The following is a 17,958-nucleotide window of genomic DNA, read 5'->3' on the forward strand; positions in this document are numbered from 1 at the left end:
GGCTAGTGTCGTGCGTCGTCGGTTCCTGAGCTGACCGGGAAGCGGAGCGTGCGGTGGAGGCTTGGTTTCCGCTGCGGATCGTGAGATCAGTCCTGGTTCGGCCGTCGCCGGCTCGGCTTGCGTTTTCTTCCGGCCCCGGCGTTCGCGAACTGTCGTTGGCGCTGGTCTCGTTGCTGCCGCTGCCAGTTCTGTCGCCGGCGGTCGCGTCGTCGCTGGTAGCCGCGGGCGATGACGGCTAGCGCCATCCACCCGGACAGCACTAGGCCTGCCGCCCCGACCACCCCTTGCAGCCGGCCCCGGTGCCCGCTGAGTATGCCGAAATCGGTGATGAAATCCCCCGGATCGTTGGGGTTCACCCAGATCCGCACCGCACTGCCGGCCGGCAGGCAGACCTCCCAACAGCCAACCTCGGCCTGCCGGTGAGCGCCGGCGAACTCGTAGCGCAGGTGCATCGTGTTCCGCCGCTTGTGTACGAGTTCATCGACGGCTGCCTGGGCTGGCACGCCATCGACCCGCAGCCGACGTCCCCAGGTGTCGTTGTCCTGAGCGGTCTTGAACGGCAGCCACATCATGACCAGCCCGACCGCGAGGCCGAGTATGTAGAGGGGGTAGCGGACGCGCCACCAGCTCCGCAAGATCTGCACGGTGGTCATGGTCGCAGTCGATGTCGACAAGCGGCGGTACGTTGACCGCGTGACGAGACAGCTGCTCCGATCGTCGTTCGGCGCGGCGGCGACCGCGTACGCCGAGCACCGCCCGGACTACGCGCAGGCCGCGGTGTGGTGGGCGCTGGAGTCCGCACCCGGCCTGCGCGTGCTCGACCTGGGTGCCGGCACCGGGAAGTTGTCCGCGACGCTGGCGGCGGTGGGCGCGGACGTCGTGGCGGTCGAGCCCGACCCGGCGATGCTCACCGAGCTACGCCGCGCGCTGCCGGCGATCCGTGCCCTGGCGGGTAGCGCGGAGGCGATCCCGTTGCCGGACGCGTCCGTCGACGCCGTGCTGGCCGGCAACGCCCTGCACTGGTTCGACATGGCCGTTGCTGGGGCGGAGATCGCCAGAGTCTTGGCACCCGGCGGCATCCTGGCCGGTCTGTGGAACGTGATGGACGACCGGGTCGACTGGGTTGCCGGGCTCGAACGGGTCAGCGGGAGTGCGGCCATCGGCCCGCGTGACACGCTGAGCAGTTGGCGCGCGGCGACGGCGGGCATGCTCGTTCCGAGCACCGGCCTGGTCGCCCGGTTCGGGTCGGCGGAGCAGGTCGAGTTCCCGCACGGGCAGCGGCGTACCGCCGACTCGCTCGTCGCGACGCTCGCGACGCGGGCCGGGATGCTGGTCATGGCGGACGAGGAGCGGGAGGCCATGCTCGGCCGGATCCGCGCCTTCCTCGCGAGCCGACCCGAAACCGCCCACGGCGAGTTCACCCTGCCCATGCTGACCGGCGTGCTGCGCGCCCGGCGACGCTGACGGCCGGTGACCCGGCGGACCGACATCGGGGCGGGGCGTTGAAAGCTGTGCTGGCAGGTGCCGACGTGGCACTGGTGGGCCTGTTCTCGGCGAAGGACAAGGATTTCGAAAGCAAGCTCAATCTGCTGGCCAGCTTGGTGGAAGCCCACGGTGGCCAGGTCGTGAGCCGGCACGTGCAGCGGCGGGGTGTCTCTTCTGGCGGCGCGGACAAGATGGGCGAGCCGTTCTCGCGGCGGACGTTGCTCAGCCCCGGTAGGGCACGCGAAGTCGCGGACGCCTGCCAGCAGTGCGGGGTCGGCGTCGCGGTCTTCGCGAACCCGTTGACCGACCACCAGCGGGCCGTCCTCACTGACATGTTCGGCTGTCTCGTCCTGAGTGGCGAGGACCTCTGACAGGTCAGGGACGGGCGGCCTTCTCGCCGTGGACGGTCACGTACTCGGCGGCGAGCCAGGGCCCAAGGTCGTCGATGAGTTCGTGCAGCACAAGCGGGACCGGCGGGGGCGTGCGGCCAACGACGGCAGCTCTACGCATCTGCTCGGCGCGTTGCGGATAGTAGACCCCGAACGCCTCGGCGGACTCGCTGAGGTCGCTTGTCCAGCCTCCCCACCGCGGCATGACCAGCGTGAGTCCTGTCCTGACGATGCGCCGCGCGACGATCCGGCTGAGGGCCTTTCGTTGCTGGTCGGTGTTCGCTTCGGCTGCCTGGCGGCGCCATTTCGGCAGCGCACGTGACAGGTCGCCGTTCGTCTCGCGGGCGAGCAGGGGAGTGGGCCGGTAACGGGGAAGTTGGTCGGCGAGGTCGTCGCCCAGCAGGGGACTGCACAGGCAGGCGACGAAGAAGCCGAGGTCGTACCGCTCAAGCTCGCTCAGCAGCGTACGTGCACTGAGCAGCAGGATGCCCACGCCGTCGATCTGCGGAAATGACTCATCGAGGTCTTGCTCGATCCTGGTGGCAGCCGCCCGGTCGGCCTCGGTTGGTTCGCTGCGCAGGGCGAGGAGCAGGTCGAGATCGGAGACGCCGAGGATGGCGCTGCCACGCGGGATGCTGCCGTAGATGTAGGCGCTGTGCAGCCGACCACCGTCGAACGACTCGGCTATCCGGGCGCGTGCCGCGTCGACAACACGGGCGAACGCGGCCGGGACCCGGCTCAGTGCACCCTCGCGCGCGATCCATCCCTCGACGTCCAGTCCTGTTCCGGCCATGGCGACACTCTGCCGGAGCTGGCGAGGACGCGCAGCCCAACCCGGGCGACCTCGGAGTCCTACTGCTCGGCCCAGGCGCCCAGCTCGTTGCCGCTGGGGTCGGTGAAGTGGAACCGCCGGCCGCCGGGAAACTCGTACGGCCCGTTCACCACCTGACCGCCGGCCTCCTGCACGGCCTGCACGGACCGGTCCAGGTCGCTGGAGTAGAGCAGCACGAGCGGGCCGCCTGGCCGAACCTCCTCGTCGAGCCGGAGCCCGCCCACCTCGGGTGCGTCGTCGCCGTGTGGGCTGCGAATGCCGGCGTACTCCGGCCCGTAGTCGGTGAACTGCCAACCGAACGCGTCGGCGTAGAAGCGCTTGGCCACGGCGAGGTCGGTCACCGTGAGCTCGACGTAGTCGATGGCGTGGTGTCGGTGCGGCACTGGGTCAGACATACCCCGCATCGTGCACCTCGGGTACGACGCAACCGCGACATGCAACGAAAGGTTGCGCGATGGGGGTGGGGTGTCATAGGTTCAGTGCAACCAAAGGTTGCGAAAGGTTGTGAGCATGGAACAGGGAACCATCGAACGCGACATCCACGTCGACGCGTCACCCGAGGTGGTCTTCGAGGTCGTCAGCCAGCCCGAGCACATGCGGGAGTGGTGGCCTGACGACGCCCGGTTCGAGTCGGTCGCCGGCGCGCCCGGCGAGCTGGTGTGGCGCAACGCCGACACCGGCGAGACGACGACCGTCGCGCTCGCCGTCGTCGAGGTCGACCCGCCCAAGCGATTCTCCTTCCGGTGGTGCTTCACCGAGCCGGACCGGGGCGGGCAGGCACTGCTCGTCACCTTCGACCTGATCCCCGACGGCACGGGGACGCAGATCCGGATGACCGAGACCGGGTTCCGCGAGATGGGCTGGGAGATTGCCGTCCTGGAGGAGCAGTACCGCGACCACGAGAACGGTTGGGACCACTACATGCCCCGGCTGGGCGCGTACGTCGCGCGGTTGGTCGCGACCCCGTGAGCGCGGTGGTCGACGACGAGTTGTGGTCGGCGATCGGCGACCCGACTCGGCGTACGATGATCGATCTTCTTCTCTCTGACGGGCCGGGCACGGCCACCTCGTTGAGTCGGCGGCTACCCGTCACCCGGCAGGCCGTCTCGAAGCACCTGGCGGTGCTGGACCGGGTTGGGCTGATCCACGCCGAGCCGGCCGGTCGCGAGCGCCACTACCAGGTGGACGAGGCGCAACTCGCCCGCGCTGTCGCCCAGTTGTCGGCGGTCGGCTCCACCTGGGACGCCCGACTTCGCCGGATCAAGCGCATCGCCGAGGCGATCGAACGCACCCGCACCACTGACGAAGGAGACTGAGAATGGTCGACATTCTGCACCGGGTCGGCGTCGTCGCTCCGCTCGGCGACGTCTATCGCGCGGTGGCGACGCCGGAGGGTCTCGCCGGCTGGTGGACCACCGACACGGTGGGCAAGAGCGAGGTCGGTGGGCAGTTGGCCTTCCGGTTCGGCGATGTCGGCGGCTTCGACATGGAGGTTCTGGAGTTGAACCCCGCCGGCCGGGTGCGGTGGCGCGTCGTCGACGGCCCTGAGGAGGGTCGGCACCGAGGTCGACTGGCGTCTCGACCAGCGTGGCGAGTACACGATCGTCCAGTTCGCGCACCAGGGCTGGCGCGAGCCGGTCGAGTTCATGCACCACTGCAGCACCAAATGGGCGCTGTTCCTGATGAGCCTCAAGGAACTGGTCGAGACCGGGCGTGGCCGGCCGGCACCGGACGACGTCCGCATCAGCGACTGGCACTGACCTCGGTGACGGCTTGGTCGCCGGAGGGTCGCGGGCTCCGCCGCGAGAGCGCCAACCCTCCGGCGGTCAGGCCGACGGTCACGATCGCTGTGGCGCAGAGCAGCATCGCCGACCGGGCGCCGATGGCACCCACCAACGGCCCGCCCAGCATGGCGCCCAGCGGCACCGCCACCACCAGGATGGCGCCGTTCGCGGCGAGCACCGCCGGTAGCTGCGCGATGGACGTGCTGCGCTGGAACAGCGCCATCGACGTGGACATGTACGGTGCCCAGATCAGGCCCGCCAGGGCGAACGCCGGCAGCGACACGCCGACGGGTGCACCCAGGCCCAGCGGCAGCATGGCCACGCCGAACGCGACGACGATGGTGATGGTGGTGGCCCGCAGCGGCCAGCGGCGTAGGTGTCCGGCAATCACACCGCCGACGAGACCGCCGACGCCGAACGCGGTGTAGTAGGCGCCCAGCAGCGTCGCCGAGGCGTGCAGGTCATCGGTGATGTGGATCGGCATGGCCACGTACACCGGTCCGAACAGGAAGAAGAACGCGAGGCTCAGCGCCAGCAGACCCAGAAGGGCGGGGTTGTGGCGAATGAACGCGAACCCGGCGGTCCGCGACGCGCCGTGCTCCTGCCGATGGTGGCTGTCCGCGGTGGACATTGCGAAGCGGTACGTGAGGGCCAGCGCGGCGAAGGTGGCGGCGTCGATGGCGATGACCCACACCGGCCCGACCCAGGCGATCAGGAGACCCGCCAGTGGTGGACCGACGATGGTGGCGAACCCGGCGATGGTGGAGAGCACCGCATTCGCCGGCAGGTGGTGTCGCTGCGGCAGCAGCTCGGCGATCAGGGTGAAACGCCCGGCGGAACCCCACGAGTGCAGCAGCGCGGACGCGGCCAGCAGGACGACGTACAGCCCGATGGTGAGCGCACCGAAGAGGTGGGCGACGGGGATCGCCGCGAGTGCCGTGGCCCGCAGGATCGCGTCCCACCCGGCGAGCTGGCCGCCGCCGCGACCGCGCAGCAGCCGGCCGAAGACGACAGTCCCGGCCGCGCTGGGCACTGTGTACGCCGCCATGGCCACCGCGATCCAGGTGCCGCGCTGGTCGTGCGGGGCGAGCTGGATGGCGAGCCAGGTCACCGCGACCACCGCCATCCCGTCGCCCAGCGCGGACACGGTCAGGCCGGGTAGGACCCGTCTGAGCAGTGGGTGACTCACCACCGGCCAGTACGGCGAGGTGCGCAGAAGGCGGGTGGGCTGCAGTGGCATGGTGCCAGCTGACCCCGTGCGGCCCTCGCAGACCAGCTAAAGCTGCTCTCAGCAGAATCCGCTCACGGCGGAGCGTGCCCGGATCTCAGCCGCGTCCCCGGTCTGGGCTGTCGCCGTCGCGGGACGCCCGGAAGGACGAGCCGATGGCCGCCTTCAGGCTGCGGGAGATCGACTCGGGTTCCTTGAAGTCGGGGTGTCGTCGTGGCGATGACACCCCGACTTTCCGAAACCCGAGTCGATCGAACCGCTACTCCGTCCGGTAGACGGAGATGTGCGACGGGCTGTCGGCCTGGAACGGCCGTCGGTGCCAGTCGGCGTACCGCTCGGTGAGCCGGAGCCCGGCCTGCTGAGCCATCTCGTCGATCTGGTGCGGCCAGGCGTACCGCATGGCGAACGGCTTCAGGTGCACACCGTCGCCGTCGAACGTGATGGTCTGCCGGATGAACCGCTGCGCCGGCCGGTCGTACCGGTGTAACCGGATCGTCGCGGAGTCCTCGGTGACCTCACGCACCTGCACCTGCTCGTCCGAGTCGAAGCTGCGTGGGTCGGGCACGAACGTCTCGATGACGAACGCGCCGCCGGGCGACAGCACCCGGGCGACGTTGCGGAAGCAGTCCGCCTGCCGCTCGGCGTCCACCAGGTTGAACAGGGTGTTGAAGACCAGGTACGCGAGCCGGAACTCACCGGTCACCGGTACGTCCGCCATGTCGGCGACGACCACCGGGATCCGCTCGCCGCCGGGCTTTGCCCGCAGCTGCGCGAGCATCTCCTCGGACGCCTCGACGCCGTGCACGGCGAGGCCGCGCTCGGCCAGTGGAAGCGCAACCCGGCCGGTGCCGATGGCCAGTTCGAGAACCGGGCCGTCGTCGGCCAGGTCGGCCAGGAATTCCACGGCGGGGGCCGGGTCGGGGTTGCCTGGGCCGTCGTAGTCGGCGGCCCACAGCCGGCCGAAGAGGCCGGGATCGTCGAAGACCGACATCAGCGGCCTCCGGGGTTGGAGTCAGTGGCGCCCAGCGCCAGGGGAACGGTGCTGCTCACGAAGTCTCGATTCGTCAGATCGGATGACGGTGGGTTCGGGGGACTTCGTCGTATTGGGCATGGCGGCTGCTCCCTTCGCGCGGCTGTCGACCGAGGACACCAGAGACGCCGCGGGCCGGCAAGGCAATTACGCCAGCCGGGCCCACGCCGGGATGTGCCGTCAGGAGATGTGGTGCAGGATCACGTTGTGTACGTGGTGGCTCTTCTGCGCGCCACGGAACTCCACCTCGTAGGTGTGCGTGCCGACGTGGATGGCGATGGCGCCGGTGGAGAAGAACGAACCACCCCACGACTTGTTGCTGACCACGCTCACGCTGGTGATCTTCGAGTACGGAATGCTGGTGATCGCGAACCGCTTCCCGACGAAGGAGCGGTCCTGGATGATCACGCGGCGGTCGGTCAGCCCGATGAACCCGGTGCCGGTGCCGACGGCGTCGTAGACGGCGATGATCTGCTCACCGTCGAGGAGGCCACTCTCGATCTGCTGGACCTGCTCTTTGCGGTCGTACGCGATGTTCGCCATGCGATCCAGGCTAGAAAACCGGTGCCAGCGCGCCCGCGCGGGCGAGGACCACGAACTCCCCGTCACCGTGGCCGACGGGCTCGCCGTGCCAGCCCCCGTGAATGCGGTCCACGAGGAAGCCCGCCCTGGTCAGGGAGGAGCGCAGCTCGGCCTCGGTGCGGAAGCGCAGGGTCGCCGAGCTGAGCAGCTCATCGCCGTCGTCGAAGCGGTAGTGGTGGGTGAAGTCGACCACGCCGTCGCGTACCCCGTTGACCGTGGTCCACGCGCGGACCCCGCCGCCGTCCGGCAGCCTGATCAGCCGCTGCGAATCCGCCGGGTTCCACCGCTCCCAGCAAAGCCCGCTCCGGCAGCAGCGCCGAGGTGCCCTCCAGCCAGGTCACCCGTTCACCGCCCGGCTTGGCGCGAGCGGCGGCCAGCGACGCGCCGGCCGGGTCCACGCCGGTGACGGTGTGGCCGGCGGCGGCGAGGGCAACGGTCAGCCGGCCGGTACCGCAGCCGAGGTCGAGCACCCGGGCGGCCGGGGTCTGGTCGACCACCGACTGGAAGAAGTCGTCGTCCGGCCCCCATCGGCACTCGGCGTCGTACACCTGGACCAGCCGGTGGTGGCGGAACTCGGCGTGTCTCATCCCGTCGTCAGGACTCGGTGACCGCCCGGTACGCGTCCTCGATGCGGGCGGCCAACAGCACCTCGCCCTCGGTCAGCGGCTCACCGTTGCCGTGCCCGACCCGGATCTGGGTGCTGTCGGCCCGGCGGCTGATCTCGGGCCGCAGATGCAGCGCATCCGCGACGACCTTGACGCGTTCAGTTAGTGCCGCGTGTTGGGTATCGTCGATCACGAGCGTCCGTCGGATCTGCTCGCCCTCGCGTGTCCAACCAGATAGCAAGGTCAACGCGTCGGAAAGGTAGTCGTGCTTGGCCCTGCTGTTGAACAGCACGCGCATCACCGCACCCCCCAAGCGCCGTTGCCGGCTTGTGGCCAAATCGTCGCCATCCCGTGTCTTGTCGGTGTCCCCTAGTCTCTCGCTGCTCGGAGGGGGTGTCCACGCCCACACTTCCGTGTCTTATTGGCCTAGCGGACGGCTACGGTACCCAAACCGCCGATTGATCTGGCACCCTGGACGCCCGTGCGGACCGAACGGGCGAATGGCGGCGGGCAGGCCGAACGGCGGGACCTAAAGGTGATCGTCGGTGCGGCGATCATCCGGGATGGGCGGGTGCTCGCCTGTGCGCGTTCCGCCCCACCGGAGGTGGCGGGCATGTGGGAGTTTCCGGGCGGAAAGGTCGAGCCGGGGGAGGCCGAGACCGACGCCCTGATCCGGGAGTGTGCCGAGGAGCTGGCCGTACGCGTCGAGATCGGCGACCGGGTCGGCCGCAACGTCCGGATGGCGCACGGCCGCTCGGTGCTGAAGGTGTACGCGGCCCGCCTGCTCGGCGGAGACCAGCCGCAGGCGTTGGAGCACGAGGCGATCCGTTGGCTCACCGCGAACGAGCTGGACTCGGTCACCTGGCTCCCCGCCGACGCCCCCATCGTGGCCGCCCTCCGCCCCCTCCTGACCCCAACCCCCTAACTCCACCCACCCCCACCCACCCGGCCCGACCCGACGGCTCTCGTTGATCATGAAGTTATTGCCACGACACGCCGCGCTCAGTGGCAACAACTTCATGATCACCGGGGGCGGTGGGTGGGCACGTGGGGGCGCCGGGGCGCCGGGAGGGGTGGGAGGGGTGGGACTGGGACGGGGGCCGTGGCAACTGCCACGGCCCCCGTTGTTGTTCAGGTGATCAGTGCTTGTTGTCCTGATCCGGGTGGGCGAAGTTGAGGTGCTCCGGAGGCAGCGGGAACGTCACGTCGTCGCCGAACGGCGACGGCGCGGCGGCCCGGTCGAAGGTGAGCTCGGTCAGCGGCAGCTTGCCCCGGTCGTCGACCGCCGGAGCGGTCGGGTGGGGCACCTCCCGGTGCCAGTTGACGCCGCTCTGCGCCTGCGCCTCAGCCCGCGAGTCGTGGGAGCCACCCGCGTGCGAGTGCACCCCACCCCGGGCTGAGCCCGGCGTCGCCGAGCCCGGACGGGCGGTGGTCACGCTGGTCTGGGGCGTCTCGCCCCGACGGAAGATCTTGCTACCAAGCCACACAAGGGGATCGTACCTGCGGTCGACGACCCGCTCCTTCATGGGGATGATCCCGTTGTCAGTGATCTTGATGTGCTCGGGGCAGACCTCGGTGCAGCACTTGGTGATGTTGCAGAAGCCGAGGCCCTGTTCGGCCTGCGCGTACTCCTTGCGGTCGGTCCGGGTGTCCAGCGGGTGCATGTCCAGCTCTGCCGCCCGGATGAAGTACCGCGGACCGGAGAACGCCTGCTTGTTCTCGTCGTGGTCGCGGATGACGTGGCAGACCGTCTGGCACAGGAAGCACTCGATGCACTTGCGGAACTCCTGCGAGCGCTCGACGTCGACCTGCTGCATCCGGTAGTCACCCGGGGCCACGTCCGCCGGAGGGGCGAACGCCGGGGTCTCCCGTGCCTTCTCGTAGTTGAACGAGACGTCGGTGACCAGGTCCCGGATGACCGGGAAGGTCCGCAGCGGGGTGACCGTGACGGTTTCGTCGTCGCCGAAGGTCGACATCCGCGTCATGCAGCCCAACCGCGGCTTGCCGTTGATCTCCATGGAGCAGGAGCCGCACTTGCCGGCCTTGCAGTTCCACCGGCAGGCCAGGTCGGGCGCGTCGGTGGCCTGCAGGCGGTGGATGACGTCGAGGACGACCTCGCCCTCGTTTACCTCCACCATGTAGTCCTGCAGGTCGCCGCCGGTCTCGTCGCCCCGCCAGATCCGGAACTGACGCTTCGCGCTCATCGGTTGTCCGCCTCTCCAGCGTCGGCAACGAGGGCGTCGAAGTCGGCGAGCTCCTCGTCGGTGAGGTACTTGGCCAACTCGGCCCGGTCGAAGAGGCCGATCAGCTCCGGCCGCATCTTCGGCAGCGGCTTGCGGGTCAGCCGCACGGTGTCGCCGTCCAACGCGCAGACCAGGTTGACCTGTCGCCACTTCGGCTCCATCGCCGGGTAGTCCTCCCGGGTGTGCCCGCCGCGCGACTCCTGCCGCTCCAGCGCCGCCTTCGCGGTGCACTCCGAGACCACCAGCATGTTGCGCAGGTCCAGGGCCAGGTGCCAGCCCGGGTTGTAGCGTCGGCCGCCGGCCGCGCTCACCTTGGCCACCCGCTCGCGCAGCTCGGCGAGCCGGACCAGCGCGTCGGCCAGCTCACCCTCCCGGCGGATGATCCCGACCAGGTCACCCATGACCGCCTGGAGGTCCTGCTGCAGGGTGTACGGGCTCTCGCCGGTGTCCCGCTGCAGCGGAGCGAGCGCGGTCTCCACCGCGGCCTCGACCGCGTCCACGGCCACCTTCGGCCGGGCGGTCAGCCCGTCGGCGTAACTGGCGGCGTGGCCGCCCGCCCGCTTGCCGAAGACCAGCAGGTCGGACAGGGAGTTGCCGCCCAGTCGGTTGGAGCCGTGCATGCCGCCGGAGACCTCACCGGCGGCGAACAACCCGCGTACGTGGCCGAAGGCGGCACCCGAATCCGGGTCCACCTCGACACCGCCCATCACGTAGTGGCAGGTCGGCCCGACCTCCATCGGCTCGGCCGTGATGTCGACGTCGGCCAGCTCCTTGAACTGGTGGTACATCGACGGCAGCCGCCGGCGGATCTCGTCGGCCGAACGCCGGCTCGCGATGTCCAGGAAGACCCCGCCGGCGGGGGAGCCCCGACCGGCCTTGACCTCACTGTTGATCGCGCGGGCCACCTCGTCACGGGGCAGCAGCTCCGGCGGACGCCGGTTGTTGTCCGGGTCGGTGTACCAGCGGTCCGCCTCCTCCTCGGTCTCCGCGTACTGCTTGCGGAAGACGTCGGGGACGTAGTCGAACATGAACCGCTTGCCCTCGGAGTTCTTGAGGACGCCGCCGTCGCCGCGCACCGACTCGGTGACCAGGATGCCCTTCACCGAGGGCGGCCAGACCATGCCGGTGGGGTGGAACTGGAGGAACTCCATGTTGATCAGCGTCGCCCCGGCGCGCAGTGCCAGCGCGTGCCCGTCCCCGGTGTACTCCCAGGAGTTCGAGGTGACCTTGTAGGAGCGTCCGACGCCGCCGGTGGCCAGCACGACTGCCGGCGCCTCGAAGAGGATGAACTCGCCCGACTCGCGGTAGTAGCCGAACGCGCCGGCCACCCGGTCACCGTCGAGCAGCAACTCGGTGATGGTGGTCTCGGAGAACACCTTGATCCGGGCGTCGTACGAGCCGAACTCCCGGTGGTCCTCCTGCTGCAGGGAGACGATCTTCTGCTGGAGAGTGCGGATCAGCTCCAGGCCGGTCCGGTCGCCCACGTGCGCCAGCCGCGGGTACTCGTGGCCGCCGAAGTTGCGCTGGGAGATCTTGCCGTCCTTGGTGCGGTCGAAGAGCGCACCGTACGTCTCCAGCTCCCAGATCCGCTGCGGCGACTCCTTCGCGTGCAGCTCGGCCATCCGGAAGTTGTTGAGGAACTTCCCGCCGCGCATGGTGTCGCGGAAGTGCACCTGCCAGTTGTCCCGGCTGTTCACGTTGCCCATCGCGGCGGCCGCGCCGCCCTCGGCCATCACCGTGTGCGCCTTGCCGAACAGCGACTTGGAGATGATCGCGGTCTTCTTGCCGGCAAGCCGGGCCTCGATGGCCGCGCGCAGACCGGCGCCGCCGGCCCCGATGACGACGACGTCGTAGTGGTGTCGTTCGATGCGAGTGGTAGTGGTCATGTCAGGGGCCCTTTAGTTGATGAACCGCAGGTCGGAGAACCAGCCGGCCGCGACCGCCATGATGTAGAAGTCGGCCAGCGCGAGGGTGCCGAGGGTGATCCAGGCGAGCTGCATGTGCCGGACGTTCAACGCCGAGACGAAGGTCCAGGCCCGGTAGCGCACCGGGTGCTTGGAGAAGTGCTTGAGCCGGCCGCCGATGATGTGCCGGCAGGAGTGGCAGGAGATCGTGTACGCCCAGAGCATCACCACGTTGACCAGCAGGATGATGTTGCCCAGCCCGAAGCCGAAGCCCTTCGGCGAGTGGAAGGCGAGGATCGCGTCCCAGGTGTTGATCAGCGAGATGATCGCGGCGGCGTAGAAGAAGTAGCGGTGCAGGTTCTGCCCGAGCAGCGGGAAGCGGGTCTCACCGCCGTACTCCTTGTGCCCGTCCGGGACCGCGCAGGCCGGCGGCGACAGCCAGAACGACCGGTAGTACGCCTTGCGGTAGTAGTAGCAGGTGAGCCGGAACAGCAGCAGGAACGGCAGGGTCAGCGCGGCGTCCGGGATGATCCACCAGCCGGGCAGGAATCGCCCGAAGTGCGAAGCCGCCTCCACGCACCGGTCGGTCACACAGGGGGAGTAGAACGGGGTCAGGTAGTGATACTCGTCGACCCAGTAGTTGTCGTGCATGAACACCCGGACCGTCGCGTACGCGACCCAGGCGCTGAGCCCGATCACGGTGATCAGCGGGGCGAACCACCATCGGTCGGTACGCAACGTCTTCGCCGCGATGGCGGCGCGCGCCCGCGCCCCCCTCGGCCTCGTTGCCGTTGAAGTCATTCGAGTCGTCTCCTCGACGGGCCCGTACGGGCGGGCTGGTCTCTCTCCGGTCGGCACGCGGACCGGCGAACCCGCACCCGCTGCCACGTCATGCGCACACCAACGACCACGCCGGATTGACCGGCGCAGCTAAGTGACACACGTTACGCCGATCTCTGCGAGCCGTCCGCGCAAGGGAGTGTCCCGTGTGTCTGGCCTGCGGCAATGCCCCCGACACGCCGATCTGTCGCGCGTCGTCGAGAACGTCAGCCCGAGGCGCCCCCGGTGAAGTGCCAGGACGCGAGGCGCAGCGAGGGGGCGGCCCACCAGGCACCGTCCACCCGGTCCGGTTGGCGTACCGCCCGCGCGCCCAGCCCGAGCACGGCCCCCGGCCCGAGCGCCCGCGGGTACGACTCGGTGAACCGCAGGTCACGGACTGCCCGGACGACCGTGCCGTCCTCGATCAGCCAGACGCCGTTGCGGGTCAGCCCGGTGACGACGAGGCTCTTCGGGTCCAGCACCCGGGTGTACCAGAGGTCGGTGACCAGCAGCCCCCGGCGTACGCCGGCGACCAGGGCGGCGGTGTCCGCGTCGACGACCGCTCCGGCGGCCGCGCCGGTGGTGCTCCGGCCGGCCGCGCTGGCCGGGCCCGCCACCGCGCCGGTCAGCCGCAGGTTGCGGGCCATCGGGCCCCAGGTGGCGCCACCCGCGACCGCGTGCCCGGTGGACTCCGCGCCCGCCTCGGCGGCGGTGCGCCGGTCGTGCGCCACTGCCCGGGTGGTGCCCGCCTCGACCAGCGTCAGCGCCCGTCGACCGGTGCCCTCCGCGTCGAACGGCAGCCCCGACCAGCCCAGCGGGTCGTCCACCAGGGTCACCGCCCGGTCGAACTGGGCCACGCCCGGCTCGGCGAACGACTGCCGCTCGGTGTACCGCTTGCCGTTGAAGCCGTACCAGGACAGGTTCTGCAGGAGGTCCGCCACGGCGGCCGGCTCGAACACCACCTCGTAGTGCCCCGGCGGCAGCTCGACCGGGTCGGCCGCCGCCTGCGCCTTCGCGGCCGCCTGCGCCCCCAACTCCGCGCCGTCGAGGTCGGACAGTCGGTCGGCGCAGCGCCGGGCCACCCCATCCGCGCCGTCGCGACGGGCGATGCCGTCCATCGCCGCCTCCACCGAGCGGCCGTACGCCGAGTGCCCGGCCGAGTTGGCGAACGCCGACGAGCGGTGGGCGGTACGGCAGTAGCCGGCGGTGCTCAGGCCCCCGGCGGCGGCCACGAACGCCCCCACCCGGTCGGCCCGCTGATCCGGCTCGGCGTGCGCCGTGGCCTCGTCGACGGGCGGCGCGTCCGGGGTGGGCATGGGCGGGGCCAGCCCTGGCCAGTTCGGGTCGGGCGGGCAGAGTCGCGCCGCGGCCAGGGTGCGCTCCACCAGGGCGCTCAGCCCGTCGGCGGTGACCACGCTGCCGCTGCCGGCGGCCGTCCGACCATCCACGTGCACCCGTAGCCGGACCCCGACGGTCGACTCGGAGACATTCTGGTGGATGCCCGAGTTGGCGAACCGGGTCAGCGCCAGGTCGGCCCGCGTCACCACCGCCTCGGCCTGGGCGGCCGGCCCGCCAACCCGGCGAACCAGCTCGACGACCTGCCCCGCCAGCTCCGGCTCACTCCTCGCGCTCACCTGTGCCACCTTCCGTTCGCGACTGCGGGGCTCGCAAACCCGGCTCACTCCTCGCGCTCACGCCGACACCCCCACCCGGACGTTGCGGAACCGGGCCGGCGCGGCCGGGTGGCCGGTGTGCCCGATCTGGCCGGGCTGGCCCTTGCCGCAGTTGGGCGTGCCCCAGGAGACCGTTTCGCTGGAGAGCATGTCCATCGAGCGCCAGAACAGCGGGCCGATCCCGGTGTAGGTGGGGTTGCGCAGCATCCGCCCCCGCCGCCCCTTCTTGATCTCCCAGCCGACCTCGCAGCCGAACTGGAAGTTGAGCCGCTTGTCGTCGATCGACCAGGACCGGTTGAGGTCCATCAGCACGCCGTCGTCGGTGGCCTCGATGATCTCCTCCAGGGTGTGCGGGCCGGGTTCCAGGCCGACGTTCGTCATCCGCACCATCGGCAGTCGGGCCCACCCGTCGGCGCGGACGCTGCCGCCGTAGTCGAGGCTGGCCATCGCGGCGGAATCCCGGCCGGCCAGCACACCCACCCAGCGACCGTCGCGGACCGCGTCCCGCTTGACCGCCGGGGAGCCCTCGTCGTCGAAACCGAAGCTGCCCAGCGCACCCGGGATCGTCGGGTCGATGGTGATGTTCATCAGCTCCGAGCCGTAGCGCAGCGAGCCGAGCTGGGCCAGGTCCAGCCAGGACGTGCCGGCGAACGCCGCCTCCCAGCCGAGGATCCGGTCCAGTTCGATGGCGTGCCCGACCGATTCGTGGATCTGCAGAGCCAACTGCTCGCCACCGAGGATCAGATCCGTCTCGCCGGCCGGGCAGGGCGGCGCGGTGAGCAGCGCCCGGGACTCCTCGGCGATCTGCGCGGCATGCGCGGCCAGGTCGAGCGATTCGACCAGCTCCCACCCGGTGGTGCCGTACTGCCCGCGGTAACTCGGCCAGGACCGCCGCTGCGTCTCGCCGTCGCCGATCGAGGTGGCCGAGATGCCACCCCCGCACTCGCGGATCCGCTGGTCGATGCGGTGGCCCTCACTGGACACGAACCATTTCGTGGTGTCCCAGACCTGGTAAAGGCCCTCGGCCAGGTCCGCGCCGTGCTCGGCCATCGTGCGGGTCGCGCCGACCAGCAGGTCGCCCTTGTCCGACAGGGGCACCCCGAGTGGGTCGATCTGGCAGCCGGAGGCCCAGCTCGCGGTGACGGCTTCGACCGGTACCAGGTCGACCGAAGGGCCCGGCACCCGCGCGCTCGCCATGGCGGTCCGCGTCGCGCGCCGGCCGGCGTCGCGGGCGGCGGCGTCCGACAGATCGGGTACGGCGTGAAAGCCCCAACTCGCCCCGACCAGCGCCCGGACGCCCAGCCCGATGCTCTCGTCCTGGGTCAACTCCTCGATGTCGCCGTTGCGCGCGGTCATCGACTCGTAGCGGCGGTGCATCACCCGGGCGTCGGCGTACCGGGCGCCCGCGTCGAGGGCGGCCTGGACGGCGGCGGTGGCCGCGTCGAACTCGGTCATGGACCGACCCTAGGCCAGCCGACCGACACCCGTCAGGGGAGCAGATCCTCCGGCCGGATGCTGACCTTCACCGGCTCGGTGAGCACCAACAGATCGCCCGGTCGGGTCACGGACTGCTCGCTGTAGTGGCCGCCCTGCTGTCGGTACAGACGCATGGTGCCGGTGTCCTGCTCGACCAGGAGATACCACTCGATGCCGGCGGCGGCGTAGTAGTGCATTTTGAGGACCTTGTCGGTCGACGCGTTGCTCGGCGAGATGATCTCGCAAACCAGCCGCACGTCCCCCGCCTCGACGTTGAGTTCGTCGAAGTCGATTGGGCCGGTAATAACAAGATCGGGAATCGGGATCCGGCCGGGCCGGAGGCGGACGTTGACCGCTTCCAGGACGTGCAGCCCGGCTTCGCGGACCGGGGCTCGCAGCACCGCGCGTAGTTCGCCGGAGATGTTCTGGTGTCGAGGGGTGGGGGCTGGGGTCACGTGGAGGCTCCCGTCGAAGAGTTCGACGCGTTGCTGCGTCTCGCCGAGGGCGAGGTACTCCTCTTCGGTCCACGGGCCTTCGTGGTTGAACACCGCCGCGGTCATCGTCACCTCCACCTCGTGCCACGGGCATCCGCTGCTGGTCGTTCGCCCCATGGTCGCACCTGACGTGCGGGTACGGCCATGAACGGGCGTGGATGGCGAGGTGACGGGGGTGCGGGGCCGATGCCGACTCGTTACGCTCGGGCCCGCTGACACGTGCCGACTTTGTAGCTTATTTTCACCCTCGGGACTTTCCTGTAAGTTCTCTTCGTCACTGAGGGAGGTGGCCGTGGACAGCTCGGAACCCTCGCCGTCCGGGGACCCGGACGACCGCCCCGCCGTGCCGGCGCAGCGCGCCGACGAGGACGCCTATCTGCGGGTGCGTGACCTGCGGGTCCGGTTCGACACCGAGGACGGCGTGGTGCGCGCGGTCGACGGGGTGTCGTTCGCCGTCGAGCGGGGTCGCACGCTCGGCATCGTGGGTGAGTCCGGCTCCGGTAAGAGCGTCACCTCGTTGGCCATCCTCGGCCTGCACGATCCCAAGCGGACCACCATCACGGGGGAGATCTCCGTCGGCGGCCGGCAGGTGGTCGGCCTCGCCGACGAGGAGGTACGCCGGCTGCGCGGCCGGGACATGGCGATGATCTTCCAGGATCCACTGTCGGCGCTGCACCCGTACTACACGGTGGGCCGGCAGATCGCCGAGGCGTACCGGGTGCACCACCCGAAGGTCAACCGGCGCGAGGCCCGGCAGCGGGCGGTCGACATGTTGGACCGGGTGGGCATTCCCCAGCCGGCACGCCGCTTCGACCAGTACCCGCACGAGTTCTCCGGCGGCATGCGCCAGCGGGCGATGATCGCGATGTCGCTGGTCAACGACCCGGCGCTGCTGATCGCCGACGAGCCGACCACCGCGCTGGACGTCACCGTGCAGGCGCAGATCCTGGACCTGCTCGCCGACCTCCAGGCCGAGTTCCACTCCGCGATCATCCTGATCACCCACGACCTCGGCGTGGTCGGTCAGGTCGCCGACGACGTGCTGGTCATGTACGGCGGGCGAGCCGTCGAGCGGGGCAGCGTCGAGCAGGTCCTCCGCGCGCCGCAGCATCCGTACACCTGGGGGTTGCTCTCCAGCGTGCCGTCGCTGCACGGCGACGCGGACGTGGACCTGGTGCCCATCCCCGGCAACCCGCCCAGCCTGATCAACCTGCCGTCGGGCTGCGCGTTCCACCCACGCTGCCGGTACGCCGACCGCGCCGGCAGCCGGTCGCGCAGCGAGGTGCCCGAACTGCGCCCGGCCGGCGAGGCCGACGGCCACCTGGTCGCCTGCCACCTCAGCGCCGAGGAGCGGGCCACGTTCTACGCCGAGGACATCGCACGAGTGGGGGTGGCTGTGTGAGGGCGAGGAACG

21 protein-coding genes are annotated in these 17,958 nt (G+C 70.3%); 6 read left to right on the forward strand and 15 right to left on the reverse strand.

All coding sequences use genetic code 11. The annotated features are described in order from the left end of the window. Window positions 1-86: 86 nt before the first annotated feature. Window positions 87-644: a DUF3592 domain-containing protein gene (locus tag ACIBF8_RS16500; RefSeq protein WP_396783819.1), complete on the reverse strand. Its 558-nt coding sequence runs from the start codon at window positions 642-644 to the stop codon at window positions 87-89. Window positions 645-693: 49 nt separating this feature from the next. Here ACIBF8_RS16500 and ACIBF8_RS16505 point away from each other — a divergent pair, with 49 nt between their 5' ends. Together ACIBF8_RS16505 and ACIBF8_RS16510 are read left to right on the forward strand one after the other, a co-directional pair. Further along, window positions 694-1,464: a class I SAM-dependent methyltransferase gene (locus ACIBF8_RS16505; protein WP_396783821.1), complete on the forward strand. Its 771-nt coding sequence runs from the start codon at window positions 694-696 to the stop codon at window positions 1,462-1,464. 65 nt (window positions 1,465-1,529) lie between these two features. Next, a complete protein-coding gene (locus ACIBF8_RS16510) occupies window positions 1,530-1,856 on the forward strand; it encodes a hypothetical protein (protein ID WP_396783822.1) in 327 nt (108 codons plus the stop codon). Between the two features lie 4 nt (window positions 1,857-1,860). On the opposite strand, the gene ACIBF8_RS16515 is transcribed toward ACIBF8_RS16510, so the two are convergent. Then, entirely contained in the window at window positions 1,861-2,667 is an 807-nt protein-coding gene (locus tag ACIBF8_RS16515; RefSeq protein WP_396783823.1) for a hypothetical protein, read from the reverse strand. A gap of 59 nt (window positions 2,668-2,726) precedes the next feature. After that, on the reverse strand, window positions 2,727-3,101 hold the full coding sequence (locus tag ACIBF8_RS16520; protein WP_396783824.1) for a VOC family protein: 375 nt from the start codon (window positions 3,099-3,101) through the stop codon (window positions 2,727-2,729). Between the two features lie 115 nt (window positions 3,102-3,216). Here ACIBF8_RS16520 and ACIBF8_RS16525 point away from each other — a divergent pair, with 115 nt between their 5' ends. Together ACIBF8_RS16525 and ACIBF8_RS16530 are read left to right on the forward strand one after the other, a co-directional pair. Next, complete coding sequence (locus tag ACIBF8_RS16525; RefSeq protein WP_396783826.1) at window positions 3,217-3,675, forward strand: SRPBCC domain-containing protein; 459 nt, start codon at window positions 3,217-3,219, stop codon at window positions 3,673-3,675. Further along, a complete protein-coding gene (locus ACIBF8_RS16530) occupies window positions 3,672-4,022 on the forward strand; it encodes an ArsR/SmtB family transcription factor (RefSeq protein WP_396783827.1) in 351 nt (116 codons plus the stop codon). The genes ACIBF8_RS16525 and ACIBF8_RS16530 overlap by 4 nt, the downstream gene beginning before the upstream one ends. A 427-nt stretch (window positions 4,023-4,449) precedes the next feature. Here ACIBF8_RS16530 and ACIBF8_RS16535 read toward each other — a convergent pair whose 3' ends face one another. The 6 genes from ACIBF8_RS16535 to ACIBF8_RS16560 form a co-directional block, all read right to left on the reverse strand. Continuing rightward, window positions 4,450-5,730 carry an MFS transporter gene (locus ACIBF8_RS16535; RefSeq protein WP_396783828.1) on the reverse strand — a complete coding sequence of 427 codons (1,281 nt, stop codon included), beginning with the start codon at window positions 5,728-5,730 and terminating at the stop codon, window positions 4,450-4,452. Window positions 5,731-5,977: 247 nt separating this feature from the next. Next, a complete protein-coding gene (locus ACIBF8_RS16540; protein ID WP_396783829.1) occupies window positions 5,978-6,709 on the reverse strand; it encodes a class I SAM-dependent methyltransferase in 732 nt (243 codons plus the stop codon). A gap of 219 nt (window positions 6,710-6,928) precedes the next feature. Next, window positions 6,929-7,291, reverse strand: a complete 363-nt coding sequence (locus ACIBF8_RS16545; RefSeq protein ID WP_203147864.1) for a PH domain-containing protein — start codon at window positions 7,289-7,291, stop codon at window positions 6,929-6,931. A gap of 10 nt (window positions 7,292-7,301) precedes the next feature. Then, window positions 7,302-7,523 carry a hypothetical protein gene (locus tag ACIBF8_RS16550; RefSeq protein WP_396783831.1) on the reverse strand — a complete coding sequence of 74 codons (222 nt, stop codon included), beginning with the start codon at window positions 7,521-7,523 and terminating at the stop codon, window positions 7,302-7,304. After that, window positions 7,480-7,917: a class I SAM-dependent methyltransferase gene (locus ACIBF8_RS16555; protein WP_396783833.1), complete on the reverse strand. Its 438-nt coding sequence runs from the start codon at window positions 7,915-7,917 to the stop codon at window positions 7,480-7,482. Before ACIBF8_RS16555 ends, ACIBF8_RS16550 begins: the two co-directional genes overlap by 44 nt. A 7-nt stretch (window positions 7,918-7,924) precedes the next feature. Further along, window positions 7,925-8,233 carry a 4a-hydroxytetrahydrobiopterin dehydratase gene (locus ACIBF8_RS16560; protein ID WP_396783835.1) on the reverse strand — a complete coding sequence of 103 codons (309 nt, stop codon included), beginning with the start codon at window positions 8,231-8,233 and terminating at the stop codon, window positions 7,925-7,927. Window positions 8,234-8,416: 183 nt separating this feature from the next. Between ACIBF8_RS16560 and ACIBF8_RS16565 the strand changes: the two genes are divergently transcribed. Then, the gene (locus tag ACIBF8_RS16565) at window positions 8,417-8,860 is read left to right on the forward strand and encodes a (deoxy)nucleoside triphosphate pyrophosphohydrolase (RefSeq protein ID WP_396783836.1); all 444 of its coding nucleotides are present in this window, start codon (window positions 8,417-8,419) and stop codon (window positions 8,858-8,860) included. A gap of 214 nt (window positions 8,861-9,074) precedes the next feature. Here ACIBF8_RS16565 and ACIBF8_RS16570 read toward each other — a convergent pair whose 3' ends face one another. From ACIBF8_RS16570 to ACIBF8_RS16595, 6 genes are all read right to left on the reverse strand, one after another. Then, a complete protein-coding gene (locus ACIBF8_RS16570) occupies window positions 9,075-10,139 on the reverse strand; it encodes a succinate dehydrogenase/fumarate reductase iron-sulfur subunit (RefSeq protein WP_396783838.1) in 1,065 nt (354 codons plus the stop codon). Further along, window positions 10,136-12,064, reverse strand: a complete 1,929-nt coding sequence (locus ACIBF8_RS16575; protein WP_396783839.1) for a fumarate reductase/succinate dehydrogenase flavoprotein subunit — start codon at window positions 12,062-12,064, stop codon at window positions 10,136-10,138. The genes ACIBF8_RS16570 and ACIBF8_RS16575 overlap by 4 nt, the downstream gene beginning before the upstream one ends. A gap of 12 nt (window positions 12,065-12,076) precedes the next feature. Further along, the gene (locus tag ACIBF8_RS16580) at window positions 12,077-12,883 is read right to left on the reverse strand and encodes a hypothetical protein (RefSeq protein ID WP_396783840.1); all 807 of its coding nucleotides are present in this window, start codon (window positions 12,881-12,883) and stop codon (window positions 12,077-12,079) included. A 245-nt stretch (window positions 12,884-13,128) separates the two neighbouring features. Continuing rightward, on the reverse strand, window positions 13,129-14,544 hold the full coding sequence (locus tag ACIBF8_RS16585) for a TldD/PmbA family protein (protein WP_396783841.1): 1,416 nt from the start codon (window positions 14,542-14,544) through the stop codon (window positions 13,129-13,131). Between the two features lie 48 nt (window positions 14,545-14,592). Further along, window positions 14,593-16,029, reverse strand: coding sequence for a TldD/PmbA family protein (locus ACIBF8_RS16590; RefSeq protein WP_396783842.1), 1,437 nt, complete (start codon window positions 16,027-16,029; stop codon window positions 14,593-14,595). A 32-nt stretch (window positions 16,030-16,061) separates the two neighbouring features. Further along, window positions 16,062-16,610 carry a Uma2 family endonuclease gene (locus ACIBF8_RS16595; RefSeq protein WP_396784299.1) on the reverse strand — a complete coding sequence of 183 codons (549 nt, stop codon included), beginning with the start codon at window positions 16,608-16,610 and terminating at the stop codon, window positions 16,062-16,064. A gap of 277 nt (window positions 16,611-16,887) precedes the next feature. Here ACIBF8_RS16595 and ACIBF8_RS16600 point away from each other — a divergent pair, with 277 nt between their 5' ends. Next, window positions 16,888-17,946 carry an ABC transporter ATP-binding protein gene (locus ACIBF8_RS16600; RefSeq protein WP_396784300.1) on the forward strand — a complete coding sequence of 353 codons (1,059 nt, stop codon included), beginning with the start codon at window positions 16,888-16,890 and terminating at the stop codon, window positions 17,944-17,946. Window positions 17,947-17,958: the final 12 nt, after the last annotated feature.

The sequence above is a fragment of the Micromonospora sp. NPDC050276 genome (assembly GCF_044459545.1).
Taxonomy (GTDB): domain Bacteria; phylum Actinomycetota; class Actinomycetes; order Mycobacteriales; family Micromonosporaceae; genus Micromonospora.